This window comes from Rhizobium sp. NLR10b, assembly GCF_019685435.1.
GTDB lineage: Bacteria > Pseudomonadota > Alphaproteobacteria > Rhizobiales > Rhizobiaceae > Rhizobium.
Genome location: NZ_JABDWV010000003.1, coordinates 71,069 through 85,629 on the forward strand (window position 1 = coordinate 71,069; position 14,561 = coordinate 85,629).

Sequence of the window (14,561 nt, forward strand, 5' to 3'; positions counted from 1 at the left end):
TCAACCGCGCCGGTAGATCCAGAGCTGCGCCGGCGGGATGTTGCGCATGACGAAGTCGAAATGCTGAATGTGATAGCGGTCGGGATTGGCGGCGATCGGCGAGATCGCGCCATAGGAAATCTGCACCACCGGTCGGCCGGCGGGCAGGCGGTCGAGCAGGCTTTCGAGCAGCGAGACGCGCATCGCCATCGGGAAATTCAGCAGCGGAATGCAGGAAATGACGCAATCGAACGTCCGGTCGCCGTAGTCGCCGAGCGTGGTCTGCAGATCGAAAGCATCGCCGTTGATGAAGTGCACGCCGGGATAGGTCCGCAGCAGATGCTGGTGGAAATCCGTCGAATATTCGATTGCGATGAGATTTTCCGGTTTCACGCCGCGGCCGAGGATGGCCTTGGTGATGGCGCCCGTGCCCGGGCCGAGTTCCAGCACCGGCAGCCCCGAATGCATATCGATGACGCTGGCCATGCGCTTGGCGGTAATCGAAGAGGTCGGCACGATCGAGCCTACCGTCTTCGGCCCCTGCATCATGCCCCGGAAGAAACGGATTTCCTCATCAAATCTCTTCCCGAGGTGTTCCTTCACCTTGACCCGTAAGCGCATTCTCCACCCATCCGCACGTTGATCGACTGTCTTACATATGCTGCTTGTCGCTCCCGGGACAAGGATTTTCGCAACGAGGATATCGGCATCAACAGCTCATGCGGCCTTTCGCTGGGTATGAGGCATGAGGTCGGCAAGTCTTTCGCTCAAATGGCCAGCGTCGACAGGGGCGCGCAGTTTCTTATCGGTGTTGTCGAAATAAAGATAGACGTCGCGGCCCTTGGCGCGCGCCGGCAGCGGCACAACTATCCGCGTCGCATTCTCCGGTTCTCCGCCCTGTGCCCAGGCGCGGATGCGCTCGGCCCATAGATCGAGCGCTTCGTCTTCATAGCCGCTGACATAGAGCTTTTCGGATCCATGCAGGCGGCAATAGATGAAGTCGGCGGTGATATCCATCAGCAGCGGCCATTTCACCGTATCGGCGCAGACGAGCGCCGCCTTGTGTCGCCGGAGCATCTCGATGAACTCGACTGAGCGGAAGCTGTCGTTGCGGATTTCGAACGCATGGCGGATCGGCTGGTGTCCGTCGCTTTTGAGCCAGGCCTGTTTGAGGCGCTCGTCATGCCGCTTGGCAAGCGTTATCGCCGCATCGTGATCATGCGGCAGCAACGACAGGAAATATTCGAAGCGATCAGGATCGAAGACCATATTGGCCGGAAACTGCCAGAGGATCGGCCCGAGCTTGGGGCCGAGCCTGAGCAGGCCGGAGGCGAAGAAATTGGCAAGCGGCGCCTCGATCTCCCTCAATCGCCGCACATGGGTGAGGAAGCGCGGCCCCTTGACCGCAAAGACGAAATCGTCAGGCGTTTCATCCCGCCAGCGGCCGAAGATTTCGGGCCTCTGCAGCCCATAGAAAGTGCCGTTGATCTCGATCGAGCGGAAGTGACGGGCGGCGTAGGAAAGCTCCTGCTTCTGCGGCAGTCCCTCCGGATAGAATTGCCCGCGCCAGGGCGCATAGGTCCAGCCTGAAATGCCGATGCGCACCGCTCCGGTTTTTTTCATTCTGCAATCCTCCTGTTTGACAGGAGGAAAACCGGAAGCGGACGCCTTCGTTCCCGTCAGACGCGCATCGGCATCAAGACGTAGAGCGCGTCGTCACCGGCAGTGTCGCGGATCAGCGTCGGCGAGCCGGCATCCGCCAGCAGGAAGATCGCTTCCTCGCCGGAAAGCTGCGCGGTGATGTCGAGCAGATATTTGGCGTTGAAGCCGATTTCCATCGCATCCGTGTCGTAGCCGACGGCGACTTCTTCCGTGGCGCTGCCGGAATCCGGATTGTTGACGGTCAGCATCAGCTGACCTTCGGACAGCGCCAGCTTCACGGCGCGCCCGCGCTCGGAGGAGATCGTCGAGACGCGGTCGACGGCCTGGGCGAAGGTCGTGCAATCGACGCGCATTTCCTTGTCGTTGCCGGTGGGGATGACGCGCTGGTAATCCGGGAATGTGCCGTCGATCAGTTTCGAGGTCAGAACGATCGAGCCGATCGTCATGCGGATCTTGGCGTCGGAAACCTCGACGGTGACGATTGCTTCCGGATTGTCGACCAGCTTCTGCAGTTCGCCGACCGTCTTGCGCGGAATGATGATGCCGGGCATGCCCTCGGAGCCCGACGGCGCGTCGACATCGGCGCGGGCCAGCCGGTGGCCGTCGGTCGCGACCGCCCTGAGCTTCAGCTCACCATTGCTCTCGATCGTGTGGAAGAAGATGCCATTCAGATAATAACGTGTCTCTTCCGTCGAGATCGCGAACTGGGTGCGGTCGATCAGCATCTTGAGATCGGTCGCCTTCAGCTTGAAGGAATGCGTGAAGGTGCCGGCGGTCAGATCCGGGAAATCGGATTCCGGCAGGCACTGCAGCGAGAATTTCGAGCGGCCGGACTGGACGGTCATCGAGCCGCCATCGGTGCTGGTCGCCAGCAGCACTTCCGAGCCGTCGGAAAGCTTGCGCACGATGTCGTAGAGAAGATGGGCGGGAACGGTGGTGGCGCCTGCTTGTTCGACGCTTGCCGGCGTCGCCTCGGTGATTTCGAGGTCGAGGTCGGTCGCCTTCATGTCGAGGTTCTGGCCGTCGGCCTTGAGCAGTACGTTGGACAGGATCGGGATCGTGTTGCGACGTTCGACCACACGGTGGACGTGGTTCAGCGATTTCAGAAGGTTTGACCGCTCAATAGTAATACGCATGGGATGCTACCGCTTTCGACCGTGACTGCCCGGGCGCATCGAAGGCCCGAAGAATGCTTTCCCGATTTAGGTCGGGGGAGTGGACGGGCAAAATGGCAGACTTCAGCATTGGATGGCAAGAGGCATGGACGGCCGAGCCCTCGCATTTCAGGTTTTCCGGAGCAATCCTCACAGAAATCCCAACCCTTGCCGAAGCCGCAGCACTCGCCCATAAAGGCCGATGAACCGGCAAGGCGCCGGCGGCACGAAGGCAAAGGGCATGAACGAGCAAACCACAGCCGAGGACGCCACGAGGCGAAGCTTCCGCCTGCACAACATGGCGGTGCCGGCGCGGCCGCTGGAGCCGGCGCTCTATCTGGTTGCCACTCCCATCGGCAATCTCGGCGACATCACGCTGCGCGCATTGGAAACGCTGGCCGGCGCCGACGTGCTGGCATGTGAGGATACGCGCGTCACCCGCGTTCTGCTCGACCGCTACGGCATCCAGAACCGCCCCTTCGCTTACCACGAGCACAATGCTGACGAAGCCGGCCCGCGGCTCATCCAGGCGCTGGAAGCCGGCCGCTCGGTAGCGCTGGTGTCCGATGCCGGCACGCCGCTCGTCTCCGATCCCGGCTACCGGCTGGCCCGGCAGGCGATTGCCGCCGGTTACCGCGTCATTCCCATTCCAGGCGCCTCGGCGCCGCTCGCCGCCCTTGTTGGTTCCGGCCTGCCGAACGACGCCTTCCTCTTCGCCGGTTTTCTGCCGCCCAAGGACAAGGCCCGCCGCGATCGTCTCGGTGAATTGGCCGCAACTCCAGCGACGCTGATCTTTTTTGAATCGCCCCATCGCATCGGCGCGACGCTTCTTGCTGCCGCCGATGTGCTCGGCCCGGAGCGGCCGGCTTGCGTCTGCCGTGAATTGACCAAGACCTATGAAGAATTCCGCCGCGGCACGCTGGCCGAACTCGCCGCCCATTACCAGCAGGTGGAAAACGTCAGGGGCGAGATCGTCCTCGTCGTCGGTCCGCCGCAGCCGGCGGAAACGTCCGAGGCCGATGTCGAGGCCGTGCTTGCCGACCTGTCGACGTCGATGCCGACGGCAAAGGCTGCGACCGAGGCCGCCCGTCTCACCGGCCTGCCGCGCAAGGCGCTCTATCAGCGCCTGCTGGAGCTGAAGGGCGGCAATGGGCGATAAAGACCCCACTGCCATCAAAAGGAAAGCGCTGCGCCGTGGCCGCATGTCGGAATATGTCGCCGCCGTCTTCCTGATGCTGAAGGGATACCGCATCCTGGCGCTGCGCCACCGCACCCGGCTCGGCGAGATCGATATCGTCGCCCGCAAGGGCGATCTCGCCGTCTTCGTCGAGGTCAAGGCCCGGTATGGCGAGGCTGCGGCCATCGACGCCGTCTCTCTCGCCGCGCAGAAGCGGATCCGGGCGGCAAGCGATCTCTGGCTCGCCCGCCAGGCCGATCACGCCCGCCTTTCCCAGCGCTACGATATCGTCGCGGTCATGCCCGGCCGGTTGCCGCGGCACTTTCCCGACGCCTTCTGAGCGCTTTGCCCGGCCGAGTTTCCGGATTGTTAAAATTTTAGTCCCGGGTTGAACGAGCTCCTTACCTCTCTCTGCTACCCACCATCGCGGTAGGGATTAAGAATTGGGGGTTGTTGCGTGGCCTGGAAGATGATGCTTGCAAGTGCGGTCGGCATGGCTGCGCGCTCGGTGCCTTATATCGCGCTGAAGCCGGCCGGGAAGTCCTTCGTCGCGCATGCGAGCGACCACCTGCCGCTGAAATCGACGCCGATCAATCCCGACTGGATCATCAGCGGCAATCCGGATGCCCGCACCGCCGAACATTCGCGCGGCCATGACGAGGCGTCGCTGACGGCGATCTGGGACTGCACGGCGGGCGAATTCCGCTGGTATTTCGGCTGGGACGAGACCGTGATGATCCTCGAAGGCGAGGTCCATATCACCGCCGAGGACGGCACGGAACGGACCCTGTGCGCCGGCGACGTCGCCTTTTTCGCAGGTGGAACCTGGGCGAGCTGGCGGGTCGACAGTTACGTCCGCAAGGTCGCCTTCCTGCGCAAGCCTTTCCCGAAGCCTTTGGCAATCGCCTACCGTCTGCGCAACATGCTGCGCAACGGCGGCAGCCAGGGCATCGCCGCCTGAAAATGGCGACTGCCGCAAGCCTTCGATGACCGTTGCGTTTGATGCCGGGCCGACCTACATCTGTCCGGCATTCAGCGAGGGACGGAAATGGCCAAGATCACCAATGTAGCGGTCCAGATGGATCATGTCGCCGGCATCAATATCGCGGGGGACTCCACCTTCGCCATGAGCCTGGAGGCGCAGGCGCGCGGCTACAGGCTCTTCCATTATACCCCCGAGCGCCTGAGCTTCCGCGACGGCAAGCTCTTTGCCAGCGTCGAGCCGATGCTGCTGCGTGACGTCAAGGGCGATCACTTCGAACTCGGCGCGCCCGAGCGCGTCGATCTCTCGACCATGGACGTGGTGCTGCTGCGCCAGGATCCGCCCTTCGACATGGCCTATATCACCTCGACGCATCTCCTCGAGCGCATCCATCCGAAGACGCTCGTCGTCAACGATCCGGCCTGGGTGCGCAATTCACCGGAGAAGATCTTCGTCACCGAATTCGCCGATCTGATGCCGAAGACGCTGATCACCAAGGATCCCGCCGAAATCCGCCGCTTCCGCGACGAGATGGGCGACATCATCTTGAAGCCGCTCTACGGCAATGGCGGCGCCGGCGTCTTCCATTCGACCCGCGACGACCGCAACCTCTCCTCGCTGCTGGAAATGTTCGGCCAACTCTTCCGCGAGCCCTTCATCGCCCAGCAATATCTGCCCGACGTGCGCAAGGGCGACAAGCGTATCATCCTTGTCGACGGCGAGTTTGCCGGTGCCATCAACCGCGTGCCGGCCGAGCATGACAGCCGCTCCAACATGCATGTCGGCGGCCGCGCCGAGGCGACCGAACTGACGCCGCGCGAAAAGGAAATCTGCGCCCGCATCGGCCCCGCGCTGAGGGAACGCGGCTTCCTGCTCGTCGGCATCGACGTGATCGGCGATTACATGACCGAGATCAACGTCACCTCGCCGACCGGCATCCGCGAGGTCAGGAAGTTCGGCGGCGCCGATATCGCGGCCCTGCTCTGGGACGCGATCGAGCGCAAGCGCGGCTGAGGCTGCGATCGGGTACAACCGCGATTACTGCTGCTTATCCGCCTGCGTTCTTTTATTGTTCTTGTTTTAGTCCTGCTTCCGTGCCAGATTGCAACCGCTGGCTTTCAACGGCCACGGGGCGGTCTCTAAGAGTTTGCGGGACAAGGGTGGGCATATGGTCGCGCGTGTCAGTACGGTAGCATTCCAGGGCATCGAAGGCGTGCCGGTCGAGGTCCAGGTCATGATCGCGCCTGGCAAGGTCGGCATGCAGATCGTCGGCCTGCCTGACAAGGCGGTCGCTGAAAGCCGCGAGCGCGTTCAGGCCGCCCTTCACGCCTCCGGCCTGGCGCTGCCGGGCAAGCGGGTGACCGTCAACTTGGCGCCCGCCGATCTGCCGAAGGAAGGCTCGCATTTTGATCTGCCAATCGCGCTGGCGCTGATGGCCGCTCTCGGCGCCATTCCCGCCGATGCGCTGTCGGATTTTGTCGTCGTCGGCGAGCTCAATCTCGATGGCACCATCGCCGCCATCGCTGGCGCGCTGCCGGCCGCGATCGGCGCCAATGCTCTCGGCAAGGGGCTGATCTGCCCGGCCGAAAGCGGCGCCGAGGCTGCCTGGGCCGGCGCCGAGGTCGATATTCTCGCACCGCGCAGCCTGATTGCCCTTGCCAATCATTTTCGCGGCACGCAGGTGCTCTCCCGGCCGGAGCCGTCGATCCGCGCCAATGCCGCCAACCTGCCGGATCTTGCCGAGATCAAGGGCCAGGAAAGCGCAAAACGTGCGCTCGAGGTGGCGGCCGCCGGCGGCCACAATCTCCTGATGGTCGGGCCTCCCGGTTCCGGCAAATCGATGCTGGCGTCGCGGCTGCCGTCGATCCTGCCGCCGCTTTCGCCCGCCGAACTGCTTGAAGTGTCGATGGTCCATTCGATCGCCGGCCAGCTCACCGGCGGCAAGCTGTCCGATCGCCGGCCCTTCCGCACCCCGCATCATTCCGCCACCATGGCCGCCCTTGTCGGCGGCGGTCTGCGCGCCCGGCCGGGCGAGGCCTCGCTCGCCCATCACGGCGTGCTCTTCCTCGACGAGTTCCCCGAGTTCACGCCGCAGGCGCTCGATGCGCTGCGCCAGCCGCTCGAAGGCGGCGAATGCGTCATTGCGCGCGCCAATCACCGCGTCTCCTATCCGGCGAAATTCCAGCTGATCGCGGCGATGAACCCCTGCCGCTGCGGCATGGCCGGTGAGCCCGGCCATACCTGCGCCCGTGGCCCGCGCTGCATGAGCGACTACCAGGCCCGCATCTCCGGGCCGCTGATGGACCGCATCGATATCCGCATCGATGTGCCGGCCGTCTCCGCCGCCGATCTGATCCGCCCGATGGCGGCCGAGGCCAGCGCCGATGTCGCCCGCCGCGTCGCCCGCGCCCGCGAGCTCCAGCAGGAGCGCTTCGCGCGCGCCGGCGCCAGGGATATCGGCACCAATGCCCGCTGCTCCACATCAATGATCGAAAAACTCGCCGAGCCCGATGCGAGCGGCCTGCAACTCCTGCGCGACGCCGCCGAGAAGATGAAATTCTCCGCCCGCGGCTACCACCGCGTCCTCAAGGTCGCCCGCACGCTGGCCGATCTCGACGACAAACCGACCGTTGGCCGTTTGCATCTGGCTGAGGCGATCTCCTACCGGATCGCCGGCGAGAGGTTGACGGCGGCCGCCTGAGCGCAAGCGAATAGGGAGTTGCGAATAGCGACTAGTTAATCGGCTTGCCCGCCGCAAAGCAGGTTACATCCTATTCGCTATTCGCTATTCAGCTCCCCAACCCCTCAAACAGCGCCGTCGACAAATACCGTTCCGCAAAAGACGGTATGATGATGACGATATTCTTGCCGGCATTTTCCGGCCGGCTGCCGACCTTGATCGCCGCCGTCAGCGCCGCGCCGGAGGAGATGCCGACCGGCACGCCTTCGAGCCTTGCGATGAGGCGGGCCTGTTCGAAGGCCTCGTCGTTGGTGACGGTCACGACCTCGTCATAGATGCCGGTATCGAGGATCTTCGGCGCGAAGCCGGCGCCGATTCCCTGGATCTTGTGCGGGCCGGGATTACCGCCTGAGAGCACCGGCGAATCGGCAGGCTCGACGGCGATGATCTGGATCTCGGGCTTGTGGCTCTTCAGCACCTGGCCGACGCCGGTGATCGTGCCGCCGGTGCCGATGCCCGAGACGACGATATCGACCGTGCCGTCGGTATCGTTCCAGATTTCCTCGGCCGTCGTCTTGCGGTGGATCTCGGGATTGGCCGGGTTTTCGAACTGCTGCGGAATGATGGCGTCGGGAAGGGAGGCGGCGAGCTCCTCGGCCTTGGCGATGGCGCCCTTCATGCCCTTCGACCCTTCCGTCAGCACCAGCTCGGCGCCGAGCAGCGCCAGCATCTTGCGGCGTTCGACCGACATGGTCTCGGGCATGGTGAGGATCAGCCGGTATCCCTTGGCGGCGGCGGCAAAGGCGAGTGCGATGCCGGTATTGCCCGAGGTCGGCTCGATCAGCACCGTTTTGCCTGATGTGATCTTGCCTTGCGATTCCAGGCTTTCGATCATTGCCACACCGATGCGGTCCTTGACGGATGCGATCGGATTGAAGAATTCGAGCTTGCCGATCAGGTTTGCCACCACACCCTTTTCCCGCGCCAGCTTGTCGAAGCGCACCAGCGGCGTGTCGCCGATGGTCTCGGTGATCGAGGAATAGATGCGGCCGCGGCCGGGTTTGTGCGACATGGTTCTCTCCCTTTGGACTTCATTCCCTGAAATCGAGGAGGAGAATAGGGTCAAAGACGGAATGAGACCAGAGCGCGTTCGCGCCGGGCGGGGTGGCGGAGAGAAAATAAGCTTTGAAAACCGCCTCTTGGCGGATGTTTATTTCAGGCTGCCCGCGTCGCGATGAACGCCGCCGTGCCCGCAAGGATGCCGGCTGCAACCCGGTTCAGCGCCCGCAGGGCGCGCGGCTGTTTCAGCATCGTGCGGGCGCGCGCGGCAAGCAGCATATAGGGCACCAGCACGGTGATCAGCACCACGAAGGTGACGGCGAGCAGAAGCGCATAGTCGCGCAGGGTGATATTGCCGATATCGATCAGCGTCGGCGCCAGTGCGACATAAAACAGCATCGTCTTCGGGTTGCCCAGCGTCACCAGCAGGCCGGAGAGGAAGGACAGGCCGACATTGCCGGATTTTTTCGCGGCAATATCCTGCGGCAGCAGCCCTGCCGTCCACAGTTTCCAGGCGATGTAGCCGAGATAAAGAGCGCCGGCGACCTTGATGATGAGGAAGACTTCCGCGAAGGTCTGCGCGACGAAAGCTAGGCCCAGAATGACCGCTGTGAGATAGGTCATATCGCCGAGCACCAGGCCGAGGCCCATGAAGAAGGTCTCGCGGAAATTCGAGCCGAGCGCACGCGCTACGATGGCGGTGATGCCGGGGCCGGGAATGGCCGCGGCGATGAACAACGCTCCGGCATAGGCAAGCAAGGCGGCAAAGCTCATGGGGTGGCTCCTCTTCCCCGCCGTTTTATATCCGCTGGGCCGTGCCATCAATCCACCGGCGCTGATGGATGCATCACCAGAAGGAATGCCTGCCGCCGCGTGCCTGCCGATACCTCAGCCCTGAAGCGCCCTCGGCCGCAGCCATCTTGGGCTCCAGCCGAGGTTCATGCCGGCGGCGGCAAGCAGGATGATTGCAGCGCCTGCGATCTGCATCGGCTGCAGCGCGTGGCCGAAGGCCAGCCGGTCGACGAGGATCGCGGCGATCGGATAGAGGAAGGACAGCGCCCCGGTCAGATGAGTCGGCAGCCGCTGGATCGCACCGTAGAGCAGCACATACATCAGCCCGGTATGGACGACGCCGATCGTCACCAGGATCGCCCAGCCGCCGGCATCGCCGGGAAGCTGCGAAAACGTCGTCATTGGCGCCAGCATCAGCATGCCGGTTGCGACCTGGATCAGCGCGATCAGATGTGGCGGCGTTCCTTTCAGCCATTTCGCGGCAAGGGCTGCCAGCGCGTAGAAGAAGGCCGCACCCAGCGCCATCAGGATGCCGAGGCCGTAGCCATCCGATGCCCCGCCGGCCTCAGGTTTCGCTTCGACGATGGCCGCCATGCCGGCAAAGGCGAGCGTCAGCCAGAACAGCTTGGCGGCGGTGATCTTCTCGCCGAGGAACAGCGCCCCCAGCACCAGCAACATGAAGGGCTGGGTGTTGTAGACGGTCGTGGCGATCGAGATCGTCGCATGCGAATAGGAGGCGAAGAGCAGCAGCCAGTTGACGACGATGGCGACGCCGCCGAAGACGGCGATGCCGAAGGCGCGCAGCGTGATGATGCCGGGCCGCAGCAGCCCGAGGGCGCCGCAGACGACGAGCAGCGTCAGCGCGCCGAACAGGCAGCGCCAGAAGACCACGCCGCTGACCGGTTGACCCGACATGACGACGAACCAGCCGATCGTCCCCGAGATCAGCATCGCTGCCGTCATTTCCACCGAACCTCTTTTGATATCGCCGCTCATGGTCGCCTCCGTTTTTGCTGAGGTGATAATATTGCGGCTGTACGCGAAATTATATAAAGATAGGAATGAATTTCCCCGATGTTGCCTAATAATAAAAGGAAAGGAAACGCTGATGCCTAACGGCGTCCAGATGCTTGATGAAATCGATCAGACCATTCTCGAAGCGCTGGCCGGCAATGCCCGCATCTCGCTGAAGGAGCTGGCACAGCAGGTGGGCCTCTCCTCGCCCAGTGCCGCCGAGCGTCTGCGCCGGCTGGAGGAGCGCGGCGTCATCAAGGCCTTCACAATCGATCTCGATCCGGCCGCCGTCGGTTATCCGCTGCAGGCGATCATCCGCGTGCGGCCGCTGCCAGGACAGCTGCACATCGTCGAGCGCCTCATTCAGGAAATTCCCGAGATCGTCGAATGCGACAAGGTGACGGGCGAGGATTGTTTCATCGCCCGTCTGGTGGTGCGCTCGATGACCGAGCTCGACGGCATCCTCGACAAGGTTGCCGAACGGGCAGAGACCAACACCTCGATGATCAAGTCGTCGCCCGTCAAACGCCGTCTGCCGCCGCTTTCACGGAAAAGGTAGATATTGGCTGAGTAGGAGCCGAAATTCGCCATCGACGCGTCTCGTGCGAAAACTCGAGGCGGCGGCATCGACCAATCCACGGTCCTTAGTTGCCTTCCTTGAGAACTCCTCTCAGGCATTTCTCAAGCTGATTTTTTTTATCAACGGCGTCCCGACATTCACGAACGGCATATGCTGCCGCCATTTCAGCGTTGATCCTGAAGCCGGGAATCCTTCCGGGACTGAAAGTCGCGGCAGCTCGACCAAAGGCATCGGTAAGTCCGATTGATTGCAGCAGTACTCCATAAAGGCAACCTACAGGATTGACGTCGCGGTCGACGATAACATTGATAACCGGGTTTCCTATTCGGCTCTCATGATAGCATGTCGACGTGTCCGGCTTGCTTCGAAGCGTGTCTATGTCGTGGACTGCTATTTGGCCCAACTTTGCCAGTTCAAGCGCATCACGATCGATGAATACGTTGAGAGTCTGGGTGTTTGGCGGCTGGTTCTGATCGTTGAACGGTGCATACGGCGTTGCAGGCGAGTAATCGATGGATCGACTAGCATCGAAATTGATACCGATTTCCGCGTAAGCCCCGATCGCAGAGAAGACGCGCAAAAGCTCAATCTGTAAGGATTGAACATCGCTCCTCTCCATACCCTTCACGTTGAGGACGATGTTCATTTCGATTGCTTTGTTGATGTCGAGAATCGGCGCTGTCGACTTCGCCATGGCAAAAGCCACGATCTCTTCCACAGACAAAGATGAGCGAATTGACTGAAGCTTTGTTGAATCGATCGCAAGCGCCGGCGTCGCAATCAGCGCTGCCGCTAGACCCATCACTACGCCCCATCGCGCTTTCTTGAATAGCATAAGCGCCCCCACAACGCTGCTCATCAACCGTTCGGCTGCTTCATTCGAACCGTTGATCAAACGCCGGTGGAGCCGAAGCCGCCTGCGCCTCGTATGGTCTCGCTCGCTTCGGTGATCTCCAAAATCCGCGCCCTTGTCACCGGCGCGATCACCATCTGGGCGATGCGCATGCCGCGCTCGATGGTGAAGGCTTCCTCGCCGAGATTGGCGAGGAGCACCTTCACCTCGCCGCGATAGTCGCTGTCGACGGTGCCGGGCGAATTCAGGCAGGTGATGCCGTGTTTGAAGGCAAGGCCGGAGCGCGGCCGCACCTGTCCTTCGAACCCTTCGGGGATTTCGAAGATGAAGCCGGTCGGCACCAGCGTCCGCTTGCCGGGCGAGAGCGTTAGCGGTTCGCCGTCGGCGACGGCGGCGCGCAGGTCCATGCCGGCCGCCCCTTTGCTTTCATAGGCGGGCAGGTCGAGGCCCTCGCCATTGGCCAGGCGGATGAGGTTCAGCGTCGGGCTGAGATCGTGATGAATGGTCATGGCCCATTACTTTGCGCGTGAGCGGCCGGGGTCAATTGCAATCGCGGCCTTTAATCGCTAGTTAAGCGGCAATTCCACAGGATTCACATCATGGCCGAAAGCCTCGCCGAGGCGGTCTCCCGCCGCCGCACATTCGCTATTATCGCCCACCCGGACGCGGGTAAGACGACGCTCACTGAGAAGCTGCTGCTGTTCGGCGGCGCCATCCAGCTTGCCGGCGAAGTCAAGGCGAAGAAGGACCGCATGCAGACGCGCTCCGACTGGATGAAGATCGAGCGTGAGCGCGGCATCTCGGTCGTCACCTCGGTGATGACCTTCGAATATAACGACAATGTCTTCAACATCCTCGACACACCAGGCCACGAGGATTTCGCCGACGACACCTATCGTACGCTGACGGCCGTCGACGCCGCCGTCATGGTCATCGATGCCGCCAAGGGTATCGAGCCGCGCACGCTAAAGCTCTTCGAAGTCTGCCGCATGCGCGATATCCCGATCATCACCTTCATCAACAAGATGGACCGCGAGAGCCGCGATCCCTTCGAGATCCTCGACGAGGTCGAAGAGAAGCTGGCGCTGGATACGGCGCCGATCACCTGGCCGATCGGCCGTTCGAAGACCTTCTGCGGTTCTTATCATCTCGCCAACAGCACCGCCCGCGGTTCCGACACCGAAGTCGAGACGACGCCGGTCAACGGCCCGCAAGCCGTCGCCGACAGGCTGCCGGAAAATGAGCGCCAGGCCTTTATCGACGAGACCGAGCTTGCCATCGAGGCCTGCCGCCCCTTCGACCGCGATTCTTTCCTCGAAGGCCATATGACGCCCGTCTTCTTCGGCTCGGCGCTGCGCAATTACGGCGTTCGCGACCTCATCAACGCGCTCGGTGAATTCGCGCCGCCGCCGCGCGACCAGGTCGCCGACACCAGGACCGTGCATGCGACCGACGACAAGATGACAGCCTTCGTCTTCAAGATTCAGGCCAACATGGATCCGAACCACCGTGACCGCATCGCCTTTGCCCGCATCTGCTCGGGTAAGCTCGAACGCGGCATGAAGGCGAGGCTCGCCCGCACCGGCAAGCAGCTCGGCCTGACGGCGCCGCAATTCTTCTTCGCCTCGCAGCGCCAGCTCGCCGACGCGGCCTATGCCGGCGATGTCGTCGGCATCCCCAATCACGGGACGCTCCGCATCGGCGATACGCTGACCGAAGGCGAATCGCTGGTCTTCCAAGGCGTGCCGAACTTCTCGCCGGAAATTCTGCGCCGCGTGCGTCTCGAAGATGCGATGAAGGCGAAGAAGCTCAAGGAAGCGCTGCAGCAGATGGCCGAGGAAGGCGTCGTCCAGCTGTTCTCGCCGGAAGACGGTTCGCCAGCGATCGTCGGCGTCGTCGGCGCCCTCCAGCTCGACGTCCTGAAGGAGCGGCTGATGGCCGAATACGGCCTGCCGGTCTCCTTCGAAATGTCCCGCTTCTCCGTCTGCCGCTGGATCTCGGCCGATCAGCCAGCCGATCTGGAAAAGTTCCTCACCGTCAAACGCGGCGATATCGCCCGCGATCTCGACGGCGATCCCGTCTTCCTCGCCCAGGACGCCTTCTCATTGCGTTATGAGGCGGAGCGTTACCCGGCAATCAAGATGGTCGCCATCAAGGAATATCACGCCGCCAAGGCGGCGTGATTGGGGTTCTTGGAAGCGTGGGCGTTGCGGTAATTTTTCCCGCATCGCCCGGCGAAAGTTTTGTGTGATCGGCTCGGCCGGATAAGAAAGCACGGTTCGGGCACCGGTCCGGATAATCGTCTCGCTCGACATGCCGGGCAGGAGTTTGCCGCCTTCCAGCTTGGAAAGTTCGCTCTGGTCGATCAAAACGGTCGCGGCGAAACAAGGAGCGCAGCTGCGCTCCTCCACCATCATGTCGGCCGATACGATCTCCACGACGCCGTCGAGCAGCGGCAGGTTGTAGCGGGCAAAGGCCGGGAAACTGACGCGCGCCGGCTATCCGGGAGCGACATGCCCGCAGGCATTCCGTGTAGCGGAGGAACCATATCCTATCGGTAGCGCTCTGCCGGGACACTCAAGATCCCTCGGAGGATAACATAAAAATACTGGTCATCTCTGCCGTATCG

15 protein-coding genes and 1 pseudogene are annotated in these 14,561 nt (G+C 62.6%); 7 read left to right on the forward strand and 9 right to left on the reverse strand.

The window, feature by feature from the left end; translation table 11 throughout:
- The 3 genes from pmtA to dnaN all read right to left on the reverse strand — a co-directional run bounded on the left by pmtA (nucleotide 1) and on the right by dnaN (nucleotide 2,777).
- Nucleotides 1–600, reverse strand: coding sequence for a phospholipid N-methyltransferase PmtA (gene pmtA, locus HJB91_RS05265; RefSeq protein WP_210629495.1), 600 nt, complete (start codon nucleotides 598–600; stop codon nucleotides 1–3).
- Nucleotides 601–696: 96 nt separating this feature from the next.
- The gene (locus HJB91_RS05270; protein WP_221153588.1) at nucleotides 697–1,602 is read right to left on the reverse strand and encodes a DUF72 domain-containing protein; all 906 of its coding nucleotides are present in this window, start codon (nucleotides 1,600–1,602) and stop codon (nucleotides 697–699) included.
- Between the two features lie 56 nt (nucleotides 1,603–1,658).
- Nucleotides 1,659–2,777: a DNA polymerase III subunit beta gene (gene dnaN / locus HJB91_RS05275; RefSeq protein ID WP_004673935.1), complete on the reverse strand. Its 1,119-nt coding sequence runs from the start codon at nucleotides 2,775–2,777 to the stop codon at nucleotides 1,659–1,661.
- Nucleotides 2,778–3,036: 259 nt separating this feature from the next.
- Here dnaN and rsmI point away from each other — a divergent pair, with 259 nt between their 5' ends.
- The 5 genes from rsmI (at nucleotide 3,037) to HJB91_RS05300 (ending at nucleotide 7,655) form a co-directional block, all read left to right on the forward strand.
- The gene (rsmI, locus tag HJB91_RS05280) at nucleotides 3,037–3,954 is read left to right on the forward strand and encodes a 16S rRNA (cytidine(1402)-2'-O)-methyltransferase (protein WP_210629493.1); all 918 of its coding nucleotides are present in this window, start codon (nucleotides 3,037–3,039) and stop codon (nucleotides 3,952–3,954) included.
- A complete protein-coding gene (locus tag HJB91_RS05285; protein WP_210629492.1) occupies nucleotides 3,944–4,312 on the forward strand; it encodes a YraN family protein in 369 nt (122 codons plus the stop codon). Before rsmI ends, HJB91_RS05285 begins: the two co-directional genes overlap by 11 nt.
- Before the next feature lie 117 nt (nucleotides 4,313–4,429).
- Nucleotides 4,430–4,933, forward strand: coding sequence for a cupin domain-containing protein (locus HJB91_RS05290; protein WP_221153589.1), 504 nt, complete (start codon nucleotides 4,430–4,432; stop codon nucleotides 4,931–4,933).
- Nucleotides 4,934–5,020: 87 nt separating this feature from the next.
- The gene (gene gshB, locus HJB91_RS05295) at nucleotides 5,021–5,968 is read left to right on the forward strand and encodes a glutathione synthase (RefSeq protein WP_210629490.1); all 948 of its coding nucleotides are present in this window, start codon (nucleotides 5,021–5,023) and stop codon (nucleotides 5,966–5,968) included.
- Between the two features lie 154 nt (nucleotides 5,969–6,122).
- Nucleotides 6,123–7,655, forward strand: coding sequence for a YifB family Mg chelatase-like AAA ATPase (locus HJB91_RS05300; RefSeq protein WP_221153590.1), 1,533 nt, complete (start codon nucleotides 6,123–6,125; stop codon nucleotides 7,653–7,655).
- An 88-nt stretch (nucleotides 7,656–7,743) separates the two neighbouring features.
- Here HJB91_RS05300 and cysK read toward each other — a convergent pair whose 3' ends face one another.
- From cysK to HJB91_RS05315, 3 genes are all read right to left on the reverse strand, one after another.
- Nucleotides 7,744–8,706 carry a cysteine synthase A gene (gene cysK / locus HJB91_RS05305; protein ID WP_221145771.1) on the reverse strand — a complete coding sequence of 321 codons (963 nt, stop codon included), beginning with the start codon at nucleotides 8,704–8,706 and terminating at the stop codon, nucleotides 7,744–7,746.
- Between the two features lie 143 nt (nucleotides 8,707–8,849).
- Nucleotides 8,850–9,467 (reverse strand): LysE family translocator, encoded by a 618-nt coding sequence (locus tag HJB91_RS05310; protein WP_210629487.1) that lies wholly within the window; start codon nucleotides 9,465–9,467, stop codon nucleotides 8,850–8,852.
- A gap of 114 nt (nucleotides 9,468–9,581) precedes the next feature.
- The gene (locus tag HJB91_RS05315; protein ID WP_210629486.1) at nucleotides 9,582–10,481 is read right to left on the reverse strand and encodes a DMT family transporter; all 900 of its coding nucleotides are present in this window, start codon (nucleotides 10,479–10,481) and stop codon (nucleotides 9,582–9,584) included.
- 112 nt (nucleotides 10,482–10,593) lie between these two features.
- On the opposite strand from HJB91_RS05315, the gene HJB91_RS05320 reads away from it, so the two are divergent.
- Nucleotides 10,594–11,058, forward strand: a complete 465-nt coding sequence (locus tag HJB91_RS05320) for an Lrp/AsnC family transcriptional regulator (protein ID WP_221153591.1) — start codon at nucleotides 10,594–10,596, stop codon at nucleotides 11,056–11,058.
- 85 nt (nucleotides 11,059–11,143) lie between these two features.
- Here HJB91_RS05320 and HJB91_RS05325 read toward each other — a convergent pair whose 3' ends face one another.
- Nucleotides 11,144–11,914, reverse strand: a complete 771-nt coding sequence (locus HJB91_RS05325) for a hypothetical protein (RefSeq protein ID WP_221153592.1) — start codon at nucleotides 11,912–11,914, stop codon at nucleotides 11,144–11,146.
- A 56-nt stretch (nucleotides 11,915–11,970) separates the two neighbouring features.
- Complete coding sequence (gene dut / locus HJB91_RS05330; RefSeq protein ID WP_221145776.1) at nucleotides 11,971–12,441, reverse strand: dUTP diphosphatase; 471 nt, start codon at nucleotides 12,439–12,441, stop codon at nucleotides 11,971–11,973.
- A 90-nt stretch (nucleotides 12,442–12,531) separates the two neighbouring features.
- On the opposite strand from dut, the gene HJB91_RS05335 reads away from it, so the two are divergent.
- The gene (locus HJB91_RS05335; RefSeq protein WP_221153593.1) at nucleotides 12,532–14,115 is read left to right on the forward strand and encodes a peptide chain release factor 3; all 1,584 of its coding nucleotides are present in this window, start codon (nucleotides 12,532–12,534) and stop codon (nucleotides 14,113–14,115) included.
- A gap of 33 nt (nucleotides 14,116–14,148) precedes the next feature.
- Here the strand turns inward: HJB91_RS05335 and HJB91_RS05340 are convergent.
- A pseudogene (locus HJB91_RS05340) lies at nucleotides 14,149–14,430 on the reverse strand (HlyD family type I secretion periplasmic adaptor subunit); the annotation flags it as partial.
- Nucleotides 14,431–14,561 lie beyond the last annotated feature (131 nt).